This is a genomic window from Streptomyces termitum (assembly GCF_014650175.1).
GTDB lineage: Bacteria > Actinomycetota > Actinomycetes > Streptomycetales > Streptomycetaceae > Streptomyces > Streptomyces termitum.
In genome coordinates this window covers 42,576-61,250 of the sequence record NZ_BMUL01000007.1, presented here as the reverse complement: position 1 = coordinate 61,250, position 18,675 = coordinate 42,576, and the positions used below count along the sequence as shown (strand labels likewise).

General features: G+C 70.3%; 15 protein-coding genes and 5 pseudogenes. 9 read left to right on the top strand and 11 right to left on the bottom strand.

Annotated elements, in window-relative coordinates; all coding sequences use genetic code 11:
* Positions 1-5: 5 nt before the first annotated feature.
* Positions 6-248: pseudogene (locus IE219_RS15145) on the top strand (transposase family protein); the annotation flags it as partial.
* 15 nt (positions 249-263) lie between these two features.
* On the opposite strand, the pseudogene IE219_RS15140 reads toward IE219_RS15145, so the two are convergent.
* Positions 264-917 (bottom strand): annotated as a pseudogene (locus tag IE219_RS15140) (transposase family protein).
* A gap of 94 nt (positions 918-1,011) precedes the next feature.
* On the opposite strand from IE219_RS15140, the pseudogene IE219_RS15135 reads away from it, so the two are divergent.
* The 5 genes and pseudogenes from IE219_RS15135 to IE219_RS15110 form a co-directional block, all read left to right on the top strand.
* Positions 1,012-1,590, top strand: a pseudogene (locus IE219_RS15135) (transposase family protein); the annotation flags it as partial.
* 552 nt (positions 1,591-2,142) lie between these two features.
* Positions 2,143-2,685, top strand: a complete 543-nt coding sequence (locus tag IE219_RS32550; RefSeq protein ID WP_189977442.1) for an SMI1/KNR4 family protein — start codon at positions 2,143-2,145, stop codon at positions 2,683-2,685.
* Between the two features lie 251 nt (positions 2,686-2,936).
* Positions 2,937-4,067 (top strand): annotated as a pseudogene (locus IE219_RS32640) (IS630 family transposase).
* Between the two features lie 4 nt (positions 4,068-4,071).
* Positions 4,072-4,900: pseudogene (locus IE219_RS15115) on the top strand (IS5 family transposase).
* Positions 4,901-4,933: 33 nt separating this feature from the next.
* Positions 4,934-5,191 carry a DUF6221 family protein gene (locus tag IE219_RS15110; protein ID WP_189978042.1) on the top strand — a complete coding sequence of 86 codons (258 nt, stop codon included), beginning with the start codon at positions 4,934-4,936 and terminating at the stop codon, positions 5,189-5,191.
* An 85-nt stretch (positions 5,192-5,276) separates the two neighbouring features.
* Here IE219_RS15110 and IE219_RS15105 read toward each other — a convergent pair whose 3' ends face one another.
* Positions 5,277-6,185: a Gfo/Idh/MocA family protein gene (locus tag IE219_RS15105; protein WP_189977437.1), complete on the bottom strand. Its 909-nt coding sequence runs from the start codon at positions 6,183-6,185 to the stop codon at positions 5,277-5,279.
* A 179-nt stretch (positions 6,186-6,364) separates the two neighbouring features.
* Between IE219_RS15105 and IE219_RS15100 the strand changes: the two genes are divergently transcribed.
* Together IE219_RS15100 and IE219_RS15095 are read left to right on the top strand one after the other, a co-directional pair.
* Complete coding sequence (locus IE219_RS15100; RefSeq protein WP_189977435.1) at positions 6,365-6,904, top strand: DinB family protein; 540 nt, start codon at positions 6,365-6,367, stop codon at positions 6,902-6,904.
* Between the two features lie 117 nt (positions 6,905-7,021).
* Positions 7,022-7,528 carry a hypothetical protein gene (locus IE219_RS15095; RefSeq protein WP_189977433.1) on the top strand — a complete coding sequence of 169 codons (507 nt, stop codon included), beginning with the start codon at positions 7,022-7,024 and terminating at the stop codon, positions 7,526-7,528.
* An 11-nt stretch (positions 7,529-7,539) separates the two neighbouring features.
* Here the strand turns inward: IE219_RS15095 and IE219_RS15090 are convergent, their stop codons facing one another.
* From IE219_RS15090 to IE219_RS15050, 9 genes are all read right to left on the bottom strand, one after another.
* Entirely contained in the window at positions 7,540-8,013 is a 474-nt protein-coding gene (locus tag IE219_RS15090) for a hypothetical protein (RefSeq protein WP_189977431.1), read from the bottom strand.
* Between the two features lie 71 nt (positions 8,014-8,084).
* Positions 8,085-8,768 (bottom strand): uracil-DNA glycosylase, encoded by a 684-nt coding sequence (ung, locus tag IE219_RS15085; RefSeq protein ID WP_189977429.1) that lies wholly within the window; start codon positions 8,766-8,768, stop codon positions 8,085-8,087.
* A gap of 112 nt (positions 8,769-8,880) precedes the next feature.
* Positions 8,881-10,461: an ABC transporter substrate-binding protein gene (locus tag IE219_RS15080; protein WP_189977427.1), complete on the bottom strand. Its 1,581-nt coding sequence runs from the start codon at positions 10,459-10,461 to the stop codon at positions 8,881-8,883.
* 148 nt (positions 10,462-10,609) lie between these two features.
* On the bottom strand, positions 10,610-11,377 hold the full coding sequence (locus IE219_RS15075) for an SDR family oxidoreductase (protein WP_189977426.1): 768 nt from the start codon (positions 11,375-11,377) through the stop codon (positions 10,610-10,612).
* 29 nt (positions 11,378-11,406) lie between these two features.
* Entirely contained in the window at positions 11,407-12,168 is a 762-nt protein-coding gene (gene fabG, locus IE219_RS15070; protein ID WP_189977424.1) for a 3-oxoacyl-ACP reductase FabG, read from the bottom strand.
* Positions 12,169-12,397: 229 nt separating this feature from the next.
* The gene (locus tag IE219_RS15065; protein ID WP_030492363.1) at positions 12,398-12,781 is read right to left on the bottom strand and encodes a DUF3037 domain-containing protein; all 384 of its coding nucleotides are present in this window, start codon (positions 12,779-12,781) and stop codon (positions 12,398-12,400) included.
* Positions 12,778-13,623: a HipA family kinase gene (locus tag IE219_RS15060; protein WP_189977422.1), complete on the bottom strand. Its 846-nt coding sequence runs from the start codon at positions 13,621-13,623 to the stop codon at positions 12,778-12,780. Before IE219_RS15060 ends, IE219_RS15065 begins: the two co-directional genes overlap by 4 nt.
* 407 nt (positions 13,624-14,030) lie before the next feature.
* On the bottom strand, positions 14,031-14,426 hold the full coding sequence (locus IE219_RS15055; protein ID WP_189977420.1) for a hypothetical protein: 396 nt from the start codon (positions 14,424-14,426) through the stop codon (positions 14,031-14,033).
* A gap of 24 nt (positions 14,427-14,450) precedes the next feature.
* On the bottom strand, positions 14,451-18,350 hold the full coding sequence (locus IE219_RS15050; protein ID WP_189977418.1) for a hypothetical protein: 3,900 nt from the start codon (positions 18,348-18,350) through the stop codon (positions 14,451-14,453).
* Here IE219_RS15050 and IE219_RS15045 point away from each other — a divergent pair.
* Positions 18,349-18,630: a hypothetical protein gene (locus tag IE219_RS15045; RefSeq protein ID WP_189977417.1), complete on the top strand. Its 282-nt coding sequence runs from the start codon at positions 18,349-18,351 to the stop codon at positions 18,628-18,630. The genes IE219_RS15050 and IE219_RS15045 overlap by 2 nt on opposite strands.
* Positions 18,631-18,675: the final 45 nt, after the last annotated feature.

Here is an 18,675-nt window from a genome sequence, read left to right as displayed (position 1 = left end):
CGGCGGTGTTCTCTACGCACTACGCATCGTCCGAGGAGCCTCGCTTGGTCCCGTACCGTGCCACGGTCGACGTCCCACATGAGCTGGCTGAGCATGTCTCCTGGCTCATCCATGCACGAAGGTGTGAACGCCGTTCACGGTGGCGGAAGCTGGGATGCTTCCAGCAGGCCCTGCTCGTACCGGTGCACCTGCGCAAGAACGAGACGCTGCCCGCCCTGGCGGCCGGCTTCGGGATCTCGACCGCCACTGAGCCTTTTCCAACCTCACTCTGAGCTGGGCAGATGGAGGGTGAGGACGGCCTGGACGAGGCTGGTGATCCGGGTGGTCGAGCACCGCAGTTTGCGGAGGAGCCGCCAGGACTTGAGGGTGGCGACGGCCTGCTCGACGAGCGCCCGGATCCTTGCGTGGGACCGGTTGACCGCCTGCCGGCCTGCGGAGAGGGTGTCCCATCGTCCCCGGCACGGGGTGCGGACCGTGCCGCTGGCGCCTCGGTATGCCTTGTCGGCCCGGCAGGGGGTGTCTGCCTCGGCAAGGGCGTCGACGATGCCGTGTTCGCGAGCCGCGCGGATGTCGTGAACGGCGCCGGGCAGGGCCGGCGAGGCCCATAGCAGTCGGCCGAAGGGGTCGGCGAGGACCTGCACGTTCATCCCGTGCTTCTTGTGTTTGCCGGAGCGGAACGGTCGGTCTGCGGCGATGCGGTCGATAGGCAGGAAGGTGCCGTCCAGGATCAGGTACGCCTTCGCCGACGCGGTTCGCACCGCGTCGGTCAGACCGGGGGCGAGGGTGAGCAGGGCCTGGCGGCCGGCGCTCAGGCGCCGCCACCGGGAGCCGATCGCGCGGCGGTGGCGCCGCAGCTACTGCGTGAGGAAGCGGAGGGCGGAGCTGGACACGTCGACGCCCGACGGGTGGACAAGCACGTGAAGCCTCTGGTGGAGACGGTTCTCTTGGTCGAAAACCCATCTACCAGGGGCTTCACCACGTTGTCTGCCCAACAACCGCACTCCAGAACCAGGTTGGAAAAGGCTCACTGCCTGGAGGTATGTCGACGGGACCCTGGACATCTTCGCGGCATGGGTGCCGGGTCTGCACGAGGCCCTGACCGGCCTGGGTGAGGGCGGCTTCGTCATCGTGGACGGCACCCTGATTCCCACCGACCGCATCGCCGCGGACGAGCCGTACTACTCCCAGAAGCACCGCAAGCACGGCATGAACGTACAGGTCATCGCCCGGTCTGACGGCACACCGCTGTGGTTCTCCCGCGCGACACCCGGCCGCGCCCACGAGCTGACCACCGCGCGTGCCCACGGCATCGTCCAGGCCTGCCTCACCCGGCAGGTCCTCGTCCTCGCCGACCGGGCCTACCAGGGCGCCGGCGCCACCGTCCGCACCCCCTACTACCGTCACCGCGAACAGCCCGAGCACTACCAGCAGTTCAACCGCGACCACGCCCGACTGAGGGCGCCTGGCGAACGCGCCTTCACGCAGCTGAAGTCCTGGCGAATCCTCCGGCGAGCCAGATGCTCCACCCGCCACATCGACACCATCGTCCAAGCCGTCCACACGCTGCCGACCTGCGGCTATTCAGGATGAAAACGCCCCAATAAGAACTTCTTCGTGAAGAGCAAGGGGACGAAGGCGGATCCAAACAAGACAAAGGGGTATCCTTGAGCTCAGCATTTCGTCAAGGTGTACGGGCTTAATCCGCAGAGCGATGTCAATACCTGCCACCTCTTCACCAGTACTCCGGGAGGCTCGGGAACTGAACCGAATAATCTTTCCACGTGCGCCGGGCCGGCGAACTTCTACTACACCAAAGGGAGTCCGCATCGAATTTGGCAGAATATGTGCTATTATAAAAAAACTCGCAAAGGTGACGGGCTCCCGGACAGGGGTAGCTATTGACTATACCGCAACGCCAATACATGAAGAACCTAGGGCAGTCCCCTATGGGCATAGAATTAATTCGGCCATATCGGTAAACAATGTTCCGCTGATGCCCATCGATAACATCTCTGTTCCCAATGAGTTCAAGCCAGGCGCCTTGTGTAATCTCAGGCACCAGTCTGTCAATAGATATCCAGCTCCTTCGAGGCACACGAAATAGGTCAGGGGATTTAAATTTCTATCAGAGACCTCATTGCGATGATGCCTCCGCACGTCGGGGCTGGCGTCGAGATCAACTGGGGGGAATTGGAGAGGGCTTGGGGCACTCCTTTTCCTGACGACTACAAGGAGTTCATGCGGAATTATGGCCCTGGCGCCATCGAGAACTTTCTTGCAGTGTTCCAGCCAGGCATTAGTGAAGCGGGCCTTCCGGAGGGTTACATGGCGGACGAGACGTCCGTGGCCCAGGAGGTGTGGGAGGACTTGGGAGGAATCCCTGGGATTGACGCCGAACCTGGTCAGTTGCTCGCCTGGGCCTCTGATGGAACTGCAGATCTTCTTTTCTGGCTCAGAGGAGAAGGAAGTCCTGATGATTGGCCTGTGGTTGTCTATGAGCGCGACGAGGACGCCTGGAATCTTTATGATTGCGGTATGGCGGAATTCCTTGTCGGGATCTTCCGAGCGCAATTTCCTCAACATCCTCTTTCTGGGACGCCTATGTGGGGAACCTCGGCGCCTCGATTCCTGACTGCAGCGGAGGAGTCTCGTATCTCCGCCGCAGGGCGCGATCCGTGGTCTTGAGATCTGCGATCTGCGTATTTTCCGGGTGTGACGGTTCACTGGTTTTCAGAGGGCTGGACCACTTGATTTGGTATTTCGTTTTTGGTGGGATTCGGGACGGGGCGCAGTGGTTGCGTTCGGGTGCGGTGGGCGTGGTCTGGGGCGTGTTCAGTTTGGCTGGTTCCCGGGCCGGTCCTGTTCCTGAGCGCTGGCCCGCACGTGTCTACGGAGGTTGAACTCGTGGAGTCGTAGGGGCTGGCGGCTCGTCGACCGTGCGGTATCAGCGAGGTACGCGGTATCCGCAAGGAGGCGGGCTGACCGCCGAACGTCAGCATTTCCGCGAGGAGTTACGGCTGAAGGCGGCCGATAGGTTCGCCCAGGGTGAGGCGAGTTCGGTGATCGCCAAGGACCTGCGGGTCAGCGTCCGCTCGATGCAGCGGTGGCGGCGGACGTGGGACGAGGGCGGTCCGCGGGCTCTGCGGTCGCAGGGACCGGCGTCGCTGCCAAGGCTGAGCGAGAAGCAGTTCACCCGGCTGGAGGCAGAGCCCGGCCAGGGGGCCGGTCTCGCACGGCTGGGAGGACCGGCGCTGGACCCTGAGCCGTGTGAAGACGGTGATCGGCCGGCGCTTCCACCTGACCTGCACCATCCAGGGCGTACGCAAGCTGCTGGTACGCAACGGCTGGTCCTACCAGGTGTCGGCCCGGCGTGCGATGGAGCGGGGCGACGAGGCGGTGGCCGGCTGGGCCCGGGAGGTGTGGCCCTGCGCGGAAGACTCGCGGCGGTGAGTGGAGCCTGGCTCGTCTTCGAGGACGAGGCCTGATTCTCCATGACGCCGCCGCAGGTCAGGACCTGGTCGCAGCGCGGCCGGACCCCGGTGGTGCGGGTCCGCGGCCGTTCCCGCAGACGGATATCGATCGCCGCGCTGACCTGCTACAAACCCGGCCACCGGCCCCGGCTGATCTACAGGCCGCGCCGGGACAACGGCCGGCGCGACGGGCGCAAGAGCTTCTCCCGGCGCGGCTACCGGGACCTGCTGATCGCCGCCCACCAGCAGCTCGATGGTCCGATCGTGCCCGTCCGGGACAACCTCAACGCCCACAAGGCCGCTGGCCTGCGGGAGTTCGCCGAAGCCAAAAACTGGCTGACCATCTACCACCTCCCGCCCTACGCGCCCGGCCTCAACCCCGTCAAAGAGATCTGGTCGCCGCTGCGGCGCGGCCGGCTCTCCCACCTCGCCTTCAGCACCCCCGAACACCTCGTCCAGCGCATCCGACGCGGCCTGCGGCACATCCAGTACCGCAGCGACCTCATAGACGGCCGCCTCGCCGAGACCGGCCTGACCATCAGACCCACCCAAGCAACCGAGCGACATCACGAGTTCAACCTCAGTAGTGATCACTGATGCGATGTGGGACCGGATCGAGCCGCTGATGCCGGCCGAGCCGGTCCGTGGTCGGCGGTGGGCCGGTCATCGCCGAACCTTGGAGGCCATCGCGTGGAAGTACCGCACCTGCTCTTCCTGGCGAGACCTGCCGGACGAGCTCGGCTCGTTCCAGACAGCTCACAAACACCTGATCAGGTGGGCCGTGGACGGCACCTGGGAACGCATCCTCGCCGCAGTTCCGGCAGCGACCGACGCCGCTGACGACATCGGCTGGACCGTGTCGGTGAACTCCGCCGTCTGCCGGGCCCACCAGCACGCCGCCGGAGCCAGGGAAAAGGGGCTCCAGGCCGGGCCGAACCCGACGACCACGCCCTCGGCCGCTCCCGCGGCGGCCTGAGTACGAAAGTCCACCCTGCCAGCGACAGCCGTGCACGACCCCTGGCCCTCCGCGTCACCGCAGGCCAGGCGGGCGACGCCCCTGCGTTCGAAACCATCATGGCCGGCATCCATGTTCCGCGAAGCGGACCCGGAAGGCCGAGAACCCGACCCGATGCCGTCCTGGCGGACCGCGCGTACCCATCCCGAGCGATCCGCAATCACCTCCGCCGACGTGGAATCCGCGCTGCCCCCCCCAGCCGTCCGACCAGATCGGCCACCGTCTGCGACGAGGCCGCACCGGAGGCCGCCCACCAGCTTGCGACGCCGAAGCGTACAAGCAGCGCAACTCAGTCGAACACTGCATCAACCGACTCAAGCAGTGGCGCGGCCCGGCCATGCGAACGGACAAGTTCGCCATCGCCTACCAGGCCGCACTCCACCTCGCCGCCATCCTCATCTGGACAGTCGCTTGACCGCTGAAGCGCCTCGCCCGCGAAGATGGCGACATGGACGATCTTGTGAAGTTCCTCGTCGCACGCATCATGGACGACAACCACGCCTATGCCTACGTGGCCGACACCCTGGGCGGCGAATCGCTTCTCGACAGCCATCTCCCCATGCTCGACCTGATCGAGCAACTGGCGCACGACTGCACAACCATGCACCCCTCGGACTCCCGCTCGGCCGGGCTGGAATACGCGCTGCGAGTCCTTGGCCAGTCATACGCCGCGCACCCCGCCTACCAGCAGGAATGGCGCCCATAACCCCTCAAAGAAACAGGGCCCCGGGGCCTGCCCGGCGGATCTTCGCGGGACAGGCCCCGGGGCTATGTCCGGAGCGGGGGCCGGGTCAGGCGGTGGCCTGTTCCAGGGCCTCGCGGACGACCCGCTCGCACAGCTCGTGGGTGCGCAGGGCGTCGCGGGCGCTGAGCGTGCGGCCCTCGCGGACGGCGTCGAGGAAGGCGAGGACGGCCTGCTCGATGCCGCGCTGGCGGGCGACCGGCACCCAGTCGCCGCGCCGCCGGAGGGTGGGCTGCCCCTTGTGGTCGATCACGTCGGAGAGGTTGACGACCTGCCGCTTGGTGTCCTGCCCGGAGACCTCCAGGACCTCCTCGGTGGAGCCGTTCATCCGGTTCATCATGCCGATGGCGGTGAAGCCGTCGCCGGAGAGCTGGAGCACCACGTGGTGCATCAGGCCGTCGCGGATCCGGGCGCGGACGTCGATGTGGTCGGCCTCGCCGGGCAGCAGGAAGCGGAGGGTGTCGACGACGTGGATGAAGTCGTCGAGGACGAAGGTGCGCGGCTCCTCGGGGAGGCCGATCCGGTTCTTCTGGAGGAGGATCAGCTCGCGCGGGTGGTCGGCGCACTGGGCGTAGGAGGGGGCGAGCCGCCGGTTGAAGCCGACGGCGAGGGAGACCCCGCGCTTCTCGGCCAGTTCCACGATCCGCTCGGAGTCGGCGTACTCGTAGGCGAGCGGCTTGTCGACATAGGTGGGGACGCCCGCGTCGAGGAGGCGGGTCGCGATCTCGGCGTGGGCGGCGGTGGAGGCGTGCACGAACGCGGCGTCGAGCCCGGCGGAGAGCAGCGAGCCGAGGTCGGTGTGGCGGCGCGCGGCCGGCAGGTGGAGGATGTCCGCGACCCGCTCCAGGGTGGCGGGGGTGCGGGTCTGGAGGTGGAGTTCGACCCCGGGGAGGGTGGCGAGGACGGGCAGGTACGCCTTCTGGGCGATGTCGCCGAGTCCGATGCAGCCGATCTTCACGGGGTCTCCCTCTGCGCTGGTCCGACGGCCCCGTTCGGCGGGCCGTTCGCGCTGGTCAGCTTACGCGGGGCGGGGCGCGGCGGTCCCCGCGCCGGCCGCGCGCCCGCGTCCTCGCGCGAAGGGCCCCGTGCGCCGGGCCGCGTCAAAGCGGTGGCGTCCGGCCCCGGCCGTCCGCGACGATGCCCCCCATGACGACCGATCACACCGCGGTACCCGAGCGCGTCTACCCGGCCACCACCACCGGGGAGCGCCAGGCCCTGGAGCAGTGGCTCGAATTCCACCGCGCGACCCTCGCGGCGAAGTGCGCGGACCTGACCGACGAGCAGCTCCGCACCGCCTCCGTGCCGCCCTCCGACCTCAGCCTGCTCGGTCTGGTCCGGCACATGGCCGAGGTCGAGCGCGGCTGGTTCCGGAAGGTCCTCGCCGGCGAGGAGGCCGAGTGGCTCTACGCCGACGACAAGGACGACGACCGGGACATGCACCCCACCGGCGAGGACACCTACGCGGAGGCGTACGCCACCTGGCAGGCGGAGATCGCCCACGCCCGGACGCTGGCCGCCGGGCACGCCCTCGACGACCTCGGCGCGGGCTCCCACCACCGCACCGGCGACCTCATCAACCTGCGCTGGATCTACCTCCACATGATCGAGGAGTACGCGCGGCACAACGGCCACGCCGATCTGCTCCGCGAGCGCATCGACGGCTCCACCGGCGCCTGAGCCCTCCTCCCCCGCCGCCCCGGGTCCGGTCAAGGGGGGTGACCGGCCTCTCACCCGTGCGGGGCATTCCCGCCGGTAGGGGTTCGAAGATCACCGCCGGGCGAGCAGAGTGGCCCGGTGCAAGGAACCCGAACCTCCGCGCGGCTGCTGATCGGTGCGGCCGTAGCCGCCCTGACCGGCTGCGCGACCGTCGACGGGCCGCCCCCGGCGCCCGCGCCGGCCACCGCGCCCGTCTCTGAGACCGTACGGCCCGCCGCCCCGGACGCGGCGCCGCAGATCGTCCTCCAGGGGCCCGCCCGGGAGGCCCTCGAAGCGGCGCTGGCCGCCCCGTCGGCGAGCCCCGCGCCGCCGCGCGGGGAGACGCGCCGGGCCACCGGGCGGTCCGCCCCGGCGACGGCCGCCCCGTCGCCCGCAGCCTCCCCGGTACGGGCCGGTGCCCCGTCGGCGCGTCCGGCCGCGTCCGGGGACGCCGTACCGGGGCCGTCCGCCGGACCGTCGGTCCTGGACCCGCACGGCACGCTGCCGGTGTCCGGCGCGGACGTGTGCGCGCTGGGCGAGCGGTACGGTGGGCCGGATCCGGCGGAGGTCCGGGCCGTGCTCTGTCCGGAGGGCCGTATCCGCTGAGGTCCGCCGTCTCAGTCCTCCCGCAGCCGCCGGTCCAGCCGCTCGATCTCCGCCCGCACACCGGCCCCGTACGGGCCGTCGTCGAGCGCCTCGCAGGCCGCGCGGGCGCGGTCCAGGTGGGTGCGGGCCGCGTCCGGGCGGCGCAGTTTGGCGTAGTCGGCGGCGAGGTTGAGGTGGAGCGAGGGGTAGAGCGCCCGGAGGGCGGCCGCCGAGGCGTACGGGGTGGTCCGCCCGGTCCCGGGGTCCTCGGCGGCGCTCAGGGCGCGCAGGTCCCAGGCCAGTTCGGTGTCCGGGTCGTCCTGGGCGTCCGCCAGGTAGTGGGCGAGGGTGCAGCGGTGCAGCGGGTCCCCGTCGGGTCCCAGCTGCTGCCACAGGGCGCCGAGGCGGTTGCGGGCCTCTTCCCGGTCGCCGCCGTGGAGCAGCATCCGCGCCTGCCCGATCCGCGTCGGCACCTCCTCGTCCGACGTCCGCTGCTGCTCGGTCACCGCGGCCTCCCGGCGCTCGCCCTGCGTGGTGGGACGACGCTAACCGGCCGGGAGGCCGATCGGGCCGAGGCTCAGCCGAGGTCGGGGACGCGCCAGTCGATCGGCTCGTGCCCCTGGGCGGCGACGGCCTCGTCGATCTGGGTGAACGGGCGGGAGCCGAAGAACTTCTTCGCCGACAGCGGCGAGGGGTGGGCGCCCTTCACCACGACGTGCCGCTCCTCGTCGATGAGGGGCAGCTTCTTCTGGGCGTAGTTGCCCCAGAGGACGAAGACGGCCGGGTCGGGGCGGGAGGCGACGGCGGTGATGACGGCGTCGGTGAACTTCTCCCAGCCCTTGCCCTTGTGCGAGTTCGCCTCGCCGGCGCGGACGGTGAGGACCGCGTTGAGCAGCAGGACGCCCTGCTCGGCCCACGGCATCAGGTAGCCGTTGTCCGGGACGGGGTGGCCGAGCTCGGCGTTCATCTCCTTGTAGATGTTCCGCAGGGACGGCGGGGTCTTCACGCCGGGGCGGACGGAGAAGCACAGGCCGTGGCCCTGGCCCTCGCCGTGGTAGGGGTCCTGACCGAGGATCAGGACCTTCACCTTGTCGTACGGGGTGGCGGCCAGGGCCGCGAAGACCTCGTCCTTCGGGGGGTAGACCGGCCCGGCGGCCCGCTCCTGCTCGACGAATTCGGTGAGCTGGGCGAAGTACGGCTTCTCCAGCTCCTCGCCGAGGACGCCGCGCCAGGACTCGGGCAGCATGTTGATGTCGGTCACGGTCCACAACCTCCGGTGGTTCGTCAGTTCCGAGTACGGAACCTACCGGGGCCCACTGACAGCGGGCCCCTCACCCTCCGCCGGCGGGCTTCCGGCGGAGGGGTCCCGAGGGCTACCAGCTGGCCCTGCGGTGCAGTTCCCACAGCTGCATGACGGTCTGCGGGTCGAGCGCGCGCTCGCCGCCGCCGATGTCGTCACGGGCCGCGATGTACAGCTTGCCCTGCCACAGCGGCAGCAGCCGGACGTCCTGGACCATGATCTCCTGGGCCTGGACGAACTCCTTGGAGACCGCGCCCCGGTCGCTCTGGCGGCGGGACTTGGGCAGGAGCTGGTCGGTGATGCGCGGGCTCAGGTAGGGGGTGCCGAGGACGTTCTTCTTGCCGAGGAAGGGGGCGATGAAGTTGTCCGGGTCCGGGAAGTCGGGGAACCAGCCGCGGCCGAAGACGGGGTACTCGCCCTTCTGGTAGCCGGCCTGGAACTCGGTCCACGGCTTGCCCTGCACGGTGACCTTGAAGAGGCCGGACGCCTCCAGCTGCCGCTTCAGCTCGGTGAACTCGGCGGCCGTCGCGGAACCGTACCGGTCCGTCGTGTACCACAGGCTCAGGGCGACGGGCGTGGAGACGCCGCCCTTCTCCAGGATCTCCGCGGCCTTCTTCTTGTCCGGGTGGGAGTAGGTGTCGAAGAACTTGGTGGTGTGGGCCGCGATGCCCTTGGGCACCATGGAGTACAGGGGTTCGGCGGTGCCCTGGTAGACCTTGCTGACGAGCTCGTCGCGGTCGACGAGCTGGGCGACGGCCCGGCGGACGGCCGGGTTGGCGACCGAGGGGTCCTCGGAGTTGAAGACCAGGTAGCGGATGTCGGAGCCGGTGGACTCGACGAGCTGGAGCCCCTTGTTCCGGGGGTCGTCCGTCTGGAGGGAGACCACCTCCTGCGCGGTGAGGCCGCGGTAGGTGGCGTCGATGTCCTCGTCCCGCAGCGCCTTGACCATCGCCTCCGAGTCGTCGAAGTACTTGATGGTCACGCCGCCGTTCTTGCGGTCGGCGAAGCCCTTGTACTTCGGGTTGCGGGTCAGCTCGGCCCGCTTGCGCTCCTGGTAGGAGTCGAGCACGTAGGGTCCGGAGCCGACGACCTTGCCGTCCTTGGGGCGGAGCTTGTCGGCCGGGTACTCGGCGGGGTCGACCAGCGACATCGCGGGGGTGGCGAGGACGAAGGGGAAGGTCGCGTCGGGCTTGTTCAGCTTGAAGACGACCGTGCGGTCGCCGACCGTCTCGACGGTGTCGAGCGAGCCGAGCATGCCGTTGGGGCCGCCCTCGGCGTCGATCGTGCGGATGCGCTCGATCGAGTACTGCACGGCCTTGGCGTCGAGCTTGTGGCCGTTGGAGAAGGTGAGTCCTTCGAGGAGCGTGCATTCGAAGACCCGGCTGGACTTGTCGGTGAATTTGCATTCCGCCGCGTCCGGTTTCGGCACGGTGGTGCCGGTGGGGAAACTCAGAAGCGTCTGGTAGACATTCCGGAACATTTCCCAGGAACTGTCCCAGGAAGCCGCCGGATCCAATGTGGAGGGCGAACTCGTCGTCCCGATGGTGATTCGCTTCTCCCCGGCGGACTCCGGATCAGAGAAAACCCCGCATCCGGCTATCAGGGATATGGACGCAAGGGCTGCAGCGGCCTGCAGACTCGTCCGGTTGAACACGTGCACGCTCCTCGTTCAGCCTGGGGTCGGCCGACGATACCGCAGTACCCCGCCAGGTCAATGCGCGAGCCTGGCGGGGCACTTGAGGCATTCGCCGTGCAACCGGGTCCAATCCGGACACGGAATCCGGAAAGTGTCCGGTTATCGGTCAGCCGACTCCGGCGTTCAGGAAAATGCCGCCGTCGACGACCAGCGTCTGGCCCGTGATCCACCCGGACTGTTCCGAGGTCAGGAAGGCCGCGGCGCCCCCGATGTCCGCCGGGACGCCGAGCCGGCCCATCGGGTAGGCGGCGGCCGCCTCGGCCTCGCGGCCCTCGTACAGGGCCTGCGCGAATTTCGTCTTCACGACGGCCGGGGCGATCGCGTTCACCCGCACGATCGGCGCGAATTCGTGCGCGAGCTGCTGGGTGAGGTTGATCATCGCGGCCTTGCTGACGCCGTACGCGCCGATGAAGGGCGAGGCGGAGATTCCGGCGACCGAGGCGATGTTCACGATCGCGCCGCCGTTCCCCTTCTGCCAGGCGTGCCAGGTCCGCTGCGCGAATCCGAGCGCCGAGACCACGTTCGTCTCGAAGACCTTGCGGGCCACCTCCAGGTCCAGATCGGCGAGGGGGCCGAAGACCGGGTTCGTGCCGGCGTTGTTCACCAGGAAGTCGATCCGCCCGAAGGCGTCCATCGCGGCCTCGACCGCGGCGGCCTGGTGGGCGGTGTCGTGGGCCTTTCCGGCCACGCCGACCGCACGGTCGGCGCCGAGGCGCTCCACCGCCTCCTTGAGGGCCTCCTCGCCGCGCCCGGTGAGGACGACCCGGTCGCCGCGGGCGACCAGCGCCTCGGCGATGCCGTAGCCGATGCCCCGGCTGGCGCCGGTGATCAGCGCGACCCGGCCGGAGGGCTCCGGCTGCTGCTGTGCGCTCATGCCTCTGTCTCCTCTCGCCCCTGCCGGGGTCAGTTGAGCGGGCCGCCGGCGACGTACATGACCTGGCCGGAGACGAAGCCGGCGTCGTCGCCCGTGAAGAAGGCGATGGCGTTGGCGACGTCCTCGGGGCGGCCGACGCGCTGCACCGGGATCATGGAGGCGGCGGCGGCCTGGAAGTCCTCGAAGCCCATGCCGACGCGCTCGGCGGTCTGGGCGGTCATCTCGGTGACGATGAAGCCGGGGGCGACCGCGTTGGCGGTGACGCCGAACTTGCCCAGCTCCTTGGCGAGGGTCTTGGTGAAGCCCTGGAGGCCCGCCTTGACGGCCGAGTAGTTGGCCTGGCCGCGGTTGCCGAGCGCCGAGGAGGAGGAGAGCGACACGATCCGGCCGAAGCCCGCGTCCACCATGTGCTTCTGGCACGCCTTGGCCATCAGGAAGGCGCCCTTGAGGTGCACGTTCATGACGAGGTCCCAGTCGGCCTCGTCCATCTTGAAGAGGAGGTTGTCGCGGAGCACGCCCGCGTTGTTGACGAGGATCGTCGGCGCGCCGAGCTCGGCGGCGACCCGGGCGATCGCGGCCTCCACCTGGGCGCCGTCGGAGACGTCGCAGCCGACCGCGAGGGCGCGGCCGCCGGCGGCGGTGATCTTCTCGACGGTGTCCTTGCAGGCCGCCTCGTCGAGGTCGAGGACGGCGACGGCGCGGCCCTCGGCCGCGAGGCGGATCGCGGTGGCGGCGCCGATGCCCCGTGCGGCACCGGTGACGACGGCTACGCGCTGCTCGGTGGTGGACATGCTTGCTTCTCCTCGCCCTTGGGGGATGTCCCTGGATGCGGTCGTACGGGCGGAGGGGCCGGCCCGCCGGGCCGGTCCCGGTCCGTCCGCCGCTCACGCGTCCCGCACATGAGCGACCGCTTAGTACGACCGCATGACGAGACGCTAGAAGCCCTGGCACCCGGTGTCAACGGCCCACCGGGTGCGCCCCGTCACTCCGTCGTCACCCAGGGCGCCGGGCGGCGCGCCGTCACCGCACCAGGAGGTCGAGCAGGCGTTCCACCTCGGCCTCGGGGTCGCCGGTGAGGCCGGTGTGGACCGGGCCCGGCTGGACCACCGTGGAGCGCGGCGCGATCAGCCAGCGGAACCGCCGCCCGGCGTCGTCCCGGGCCGCCTGCCCGGCCGCGTCCCCGCCGAGGCAGACGCCCTCGACAGCGCGCAGCGCGGCCCGTACGCCCGTCACGTCCGCCGCCGGGTCGAGCGCGGCCAGCTTGGCCTCGTCGAGGTGGGTGCGGGCGGCCACGAAGGACCGGGCACGGCAGTAGACGACCACGCCCGCGTTGAAGCACTCGCCGCGCTCGACGCGCGGCACCACGCGCAGCAGCGCGTACTCGAAGACATCGCGGTCGGTCACGTGGTGCCGTCCTTCTCGGTGGCGTGCGGCCGGGGGGCGAGGCGCTCGGCGAGCCAGCCGGGCGGCTGCTGCGGGCGGCGGTCGGTGCGCGGCCCGAGGGTGATCCGCTCGTGGATGCCGGCGGCACGCGGCAGCAGCGCCGCCACGTACGCGGCGCGCACGGCGTCGGGCGAGTCGAAGCCGGGCTCGCCGTCCAGCCACGCGTCGGGGACGTCGGCGGCGACCTCGTCGAGCAGTGCGCGGGTGACGAGCGGGGCCAGCTCGGCGGCGGCCGCGGCGACGTCGGGCGCGAAGGGCGCGAGGGCGTGGTCGGAGGCGTCGTACGGCTTGGCGGCGGAGGCGGCGGCCCCCGGCCAGTTGTGGTGCCAGATCATGGTGGCGCCGTGGTCGATGAGCCACAGGTCGCCGTGCCAGACGAGCATGTTCGGGTTGCGCCAGGACCGGTCGACGTTGTTGATCACCGCGTCGAACCAGACGACCTTCCCCGCCTCCTTCGGGTCGACCTCGTACGCGAGCGGGTCGAAGCCGAGGGAGCCGGGCAGGAAGTCCATCCCGAGGTTGAGCCCGCCGCTCGCCTTCAGCAGCTCCTGCACCTCCTGGTCCGGCTCGGACAGGCCGATGACCGGGTCGAGCTCGATGGCGGCCAGCTCGGGCACCCGCAGCCCGAGCCGCCGGGCCAGCTGCCCGCAGATCACCTCGGCGACGAGGGTCTTGCGCCCCTGTCCGGCACCGGTGAACTTCACGACGTACGTGCCGAGGTCGTCGGCCTCGACGATCCCCGGGAGCGATCCGCCCTCACGCAGAGGCGTGACATAGCGGGTCGCTACGACCTCTTTCAACACTTCCCCAGGCCACCCATCTTCTCAGCCTTGCATTTCACGGACGACTTCTCCGGAGCGCAGGGGCAGGAATCACCGGTCGACAGCACCGGGGGAATCCGGGGAGTTTCGGCCGGCAAGCCGATTCCCCGCGCTCCCCGAGCAGACCGCCGGCGGTGCCGCGCCCCTTGCCGCCGGCCTCCGGCACGCAGTGAGCATAGTAACCGAGCGTGATCGCGGGCGAGGAGTGTCCGCGCCCCGGGCCGGGGGGAAGCAAGGCGTGCGAGGCGGCAGCCGTACGGCACGTCGGAGCCCGCTACGACCCGGCCGGCCGGCACCCTTCGGAGCAAGGGTCTCCGAAGCCCGTGGAACGGACGGACGGGCCGCACCCCGGGTGGGATGCGGCCCGTCCGAGTGAGACGGCCGGTCGGCTACGGTGCCGTGGCCTCGGACACGGCGCTGACGATGCTCGACGCCATGGCGTCGGCGTTCTCCCGGAAGAAGCCGATCCTGTCGTAGAACGCCTCCTCCGAGAATCCGCCGTTCGTCCGGAACATCGGGGCCACGGCCGTGAGGGCCGCGTGGATGACGTGCAGTTCCCGGGAGGTCAGGGTGAACTCCCGGGTGGTTGTGTGGTCACCCTTGAGCCTGTCGTACAGCCGGTCGACCTCTTCGCGGTCCGCACCGAGTTGCACGGCCAGGGCCTCGTCCGTGGAGGCCCAGCCGTCGAGTGTCCGCAGGGCCTCGCACATCAGGTCCGTCTGCGCCGCGGTGAGCCGCCCCTGGAACGCCTCACCGGCCCTGGTCAGCTTGATCCGTGTCCTCATCGTGGTCGAGCTTTCCTCACTGGGCTACGGGGTAAGGGGGTTGTACTTGCTGTTGAACTTCTCCAGGGTCATCTTGTATCCGTGGATGTACCTGTCCTTGATGATGATGACGACCTTCTTGGTCGCGTCGAAGGCGACCTTGTTGCCGGTGTTGGGGTCGATGTGGGTGGCCTTGCCCCGCCATGAGGCGAAGTACTTGGCCAGCTCCTCGATGTTGGTGCCGATACCGGGGATGGCGTGGTCGTTCGCGTTCTTCGTGGGCTTCCCGTCGGGTCCCTTCTCCATCATCTTCCCCCAGTTGTAGTCCACGCCGTCGGCCGCGTCGATGCCGTACTTGTCCTCAAGGGCGTCCAGCTTCTCGACGGGCAGGTCCTCGATGGTCCAGTCGAGATCGCAGACGTCGTTCGAGTTTCCGGCGGCCGCGAGGGATCTGGCACCTGACCCGGCCACTCCTTCGAGGCAGGGCGGGGTGTCGGGGTCGCGCCTGGCCTTCTCGATGATCTCGCGGAGCTTCTTCAGGGTCCGTCGTCCCTTGGCCGACGCCTCGAAGAACGCCTTGATCCCCAGGACGACCCGTCCCACGGCCACGGTGAGCTGCGGGAGCTTGGCCACGACGACGGCGAGACTGGCCGCGTTGATCAACGTCCACAGGCAGCCTTCGACATCGCCCTTGGTGAAGCACGCCTTGGCGTCGTTGTAGCCGACGACGTCGAGGATGATCTGGCCGCCGTTGGCCTTGACCCAGTCCAGGACGTCCTGAGCGGTGGCGGCCTTCGCCGCACGCCACTGGTCGACACAGGTCTGGCCGCACGCGGCGAGCAGGATCTTCTCCTCGTCGGCGGTCAGTTCGGCCCCGGTGTCGACAGGACTCTCGGCCCTCTGCGCGCGGGCGGCCTCGATCCGCTCCTGGAGCGCCGCCTCCGCCCGCGTGGCGGCAGCGTCCGCTTCGCGAGCGCTGGCCTGGGCGTTCTCGGCGGCGGCCTCGGCGCTCAGCGCGTCCTGCTCGGCGCGGTCCGCGACGGCGTGCGCGGCACTGGCGTCGCCCTCGGCGGCGTTGGCCGAGGCGCGGGCGGCCTCCGCGTCCAGTTCGGCGGCGGAGGCCGCCGCCCGGGCACTTGCCGCCTCGCGTTCGGCGTCGGTGGCCGCGGTGTCGGCCGCGGTCGCGTCGGCCGCCGCCTGCGCCTCGTACTTCGTGGCGTTGGCGGCCGCCGTCTGTGCCGCGCTCGCGTCGGCCGCCGCGGCACGGGCGGATGCCTGCGCCTTGGTGACGGAGACCGCGGCTTTCGCGGCCTGCTGCGCGGCGGTGGCCGCGGCGGTCGCGGCGAGCACGGCGTCGGCGTCGGCGCGATCGGCCGCCTCCTTCGCCGCCTGGGCCGCCTCGGCCGCTTCGTCCGCCCGGGCTTGCGCCGCGGCGGCCTGCTGCGCCGACAGACTCAGCGCGCTCTGCCCGACGAGCACGGCCATGCCCGCGGAGGCGTCCCTGGCCTGGTGCGGACTGCCCAGCGAGATCGCCTCGTTGGCGGGGTCGATCACCAGCGCGGCAGCGTCACTGGCCGCTGTGGCCGCCTGGGCGGCCGCCCATGCCTGGCCGGTGGTCACGGCGCTCTCGGCGCGGGCCTGGTCGGCCTGCGACCGGGCGGCGGCCGCGTTGGCCTTCGCCGAGACGGCGTTGGCCGCGGCGACGCGTCCGTACGCCTCCGCCGCCCGTGCGTGGGCGCCGGCCGCCTCGGAGGCGTCGATGGCGTCGGCCGCCGCGGCTCGGGCCGCGGTGGCTTGGGCGTGTGTGGTCGCGGCGGCGGCCTTGGCGCCCTCGGCCGCGGCCCGGGAACGTTTCGCGGCCGCGGTGGACTCATCCGCCGCGACGCGTGCGGCCACCGCCGCGGCGCTCGCGTCGTCGGCCGCGGCACGGGACCGGCCGGCAGCCGCTGACGCCTCGTTCGCGGCGTTTCTGGCGTCGGTCGCCGCCGCACGTGCCGCCGCGGCGTCCTCGGTGCCTTCCGCCGCCGCGGCCGCGGCTTCGTAGGCCGCTGCCCGGGAGGCCGCGGCGTCCTCCTTCCGTTCGGCTTCGAGGGCTCTGTCCTTGGCGTCCGCAGCCCGGATCTCCGCGGCCAGCGCGTCCGACGTCCGGGACTCGGCGACCGCCCCGGCCGCCTCGGCGTCGGCCAGGGCTTCTCCGGCGGCCTTCCGCTCCTCGGCCGCCCGCTTCTCGGCGGCGTCGGCCTTGGCGCGTTCGGTGTCGGCCCGTTTGCGTGCCTCGGCCGCGGTCTTCTTCTCGGCCTCGGCGGTCAGCCGCTTGGCGCGGGCCTCGTCGGCGGCCTTCTTGGCCGCTGCCTCGGCGGTCTCCGCGCGGACGCGGGCCTCCTTGGCCCGGACTGCCTCCTCTTCGGCCTTCGTCGCCTGCGCGGCCGCCGCGTTCGCGGCGGTGGTGGCCTGTGCCGCGTTCTCCTGCGCGGCGACACGGCGGTACTCGGCCTCCAGCGCGTTCGCCTCGGCGCGCGCCCGGGAGAACAGGGCGCCGTTGTCGGCGACCGTCGCCTTCGACGCTTGCAGCGCGGTGTTCGCGGCCTGGTAGGCGGCCTTGGCTCCGGCTGCCGACGCCTTGGCGACCTGTACCGACTGCTGGGCGTAGGCCAGGCCCCGGCCGGGCGGCGTACCGGCCTCGGCGGCGGCCTTGAAGGCCGCCGCCTGCGCGGTGTCGGCCCGGGTCACCTGCTTCTCGGCGTCGTCGACGTACGACCGCGCGAGGGCGAGCTGCTTGGTGATGTTGGTCTGGGTCTCCTTCAGCCCCGTCTCGATCCTGGTCTTCTCCTCGGCGGTGGGGACCCAGTTCGTGCCGTGCGAGCGCTGCCAGGCCAGGATCTCCTCGGCCACCCATGCCTGGCCGACCGCCTCGACCATGGCGAACGAGGCGTTCCACAGGTCGTCGTAGGCGAGGGACTCGGCGTCGACGATGGTGTTGCGGAACGCGGACTGGGTGTCCAGTTCCGCCTGGTACTCGGCTCGGGCGGTCTCCACGACGTCGCCCATCACCCGGTACGGGTCGGAGGCGTTCTCGTGGTCGCAGTTGGCCCACCGGGTCTTCAGCGCCTCGACCTCGGTGCGGAACTCGACGGTGCCCGCCTCGGGAGCGGTCTTCGGGAAGCCTCCGGCCTGGAGGAACATGCGGGCGTCGTCCGCGGACATCCCGACGGTCAGGTCGGTCAGCGTGCCGGCGCCGGCACCCAACAGGGCCGCCAGTTCCTTCTGGAACCGGTCGAGTTCGACGAAGTACTCGTCGGATGCCTTGGTCTGGTCGATGATCTCGGCCACCCTGGCGACCGACTCCGCACCGGCACGCGGGACCAGGTCCTCGAAGGTCGCGTCCTGCGTCCTCTGGTGGGAGTCGCGGCGGAACTCGCGGGTCTCCGTGTCGAACTCGGGTGCGTCGAAGTGGTACTGGAACTTGCCGATCTGCTCCAGCCAGCGCTTCTGCTGTTCCGTCTCGAACCCGGGCGGCGGCGGCGCGGTGTCCCAGTCCTTGGAGTTCGCCAGCTCGACGGGGGTCTTGCCCGCGGAGTTCTCGGTGAGCGCCAGGCGCCGGTCCGCCGGGGCGCCGGCCAGAGCGGTCTTGGTCAGGTCCTTCACCAGCGGGCCGCCGGAGTGCAGGACGCGGCCCAGGCGGCACATGTCGGCGAGTTCCTGCTCGCCTGTGGCGGCGCTGGGTATCCAGGCGTTCCAGACGGTGATGTCAGGCTGCGCGAAGCTGGTCCAGATGCTCCACTCCGGCCAGCGGTCCCACTTGATGTCCGGGAACCCCGGCGGGGCGTCCGACGCCGCTTCGGCCCGGTAGGCGGCCAGGGACGCCCTGGCCTCCTCGGCGGCGGTCGCGCTGGTGGTCCGCGAGGCGGCGGAGGCGGTGTCGGCGGTCACCGCGAGCAGGCTCATGCTGGTCACCGCCGCCGTCGCCAGGACCGCGCTTCTGGCGAATCTCAGAACTTTTTTCTTTAAAGGCTTTCTTATCGGCTGCATGCCGGACAGAACCTTCCTGAAGGGTGACCGGCGTCAGGAGAGACGCCGGTTTCTCCGAGATCGCTCCGACACCTTCTCCTCAGGGCAGCACGAGGTGCCGGGCGGAGGTATCCCGGAAGAACAGGGGGCGAAGACAGGGAGAGAACCTTGGCGCACCGATGAATCTGGACGGCAGGACGGCCCGGATCTCCGCTGATTAAATCCGGCGACGGGGGAGCGACGCACGGACAAGAAAGCCGAA

Bases quoted from the DNA above. Each gene is read 5' to 3' on its own strand.
- IE219_RS32550 (WP_189977442.1), top strand. From the start codon at position 2,143: ATGATGCCTCCGCACGTCGGGGCTGGCGTCGAGATCAACTGGGGGGAA.
- IE219_RS15110 (WP_189978042.1), top strand. From the start codon at position 4,934: ATGGACGATCTTGTGAAGTTCCTCGTCGCACGCATCATGGACGACAAC.
- IE219_RS15100 (WP_189977435.1), top strand. From the start codon at position 6,365: ATGCCCCCCATGACGACCGATCACACCGCGGTACCCGAGCGCGTCTAC.
- IE219_RS15075 (WP_189977426.1), bottom strand. From the start codon at position 11,377: ATGAGCGCACAGCAGCAGCCGGAGCCCTCCGGCCGGGTCGCGCTGATC.
- fabG (WP_189977424.1), bottom strand. From the start codon at position 12,168: ATGTCCACCACCGAGCAGCGCGTAGCCGTCGTCACCGGTGCCGCACGG.
- IE219_RS15055 (WP_189977420.1), bottom strand. From the start codon at position 14,426: ATGAGGACACGGATCAAGCTGACCAGGGCCGGTGAGGCGTTCCAGGGG.
- IE219_RS15045 (WP_189977417.1), top strand. From the start codon at position 18,349: ATGCTGGTCACCGCCGCCGTCGCCAGGACCGCGCTTCTGGCGAATCTC.
- IE219_RS15050 (WP_189977418.1), bottom strand. From the start codon at position 18,350: ATGAGCCTGCTCGCGGTGACCGCCGACACCGCCTCCGCCGCCTCGCGG.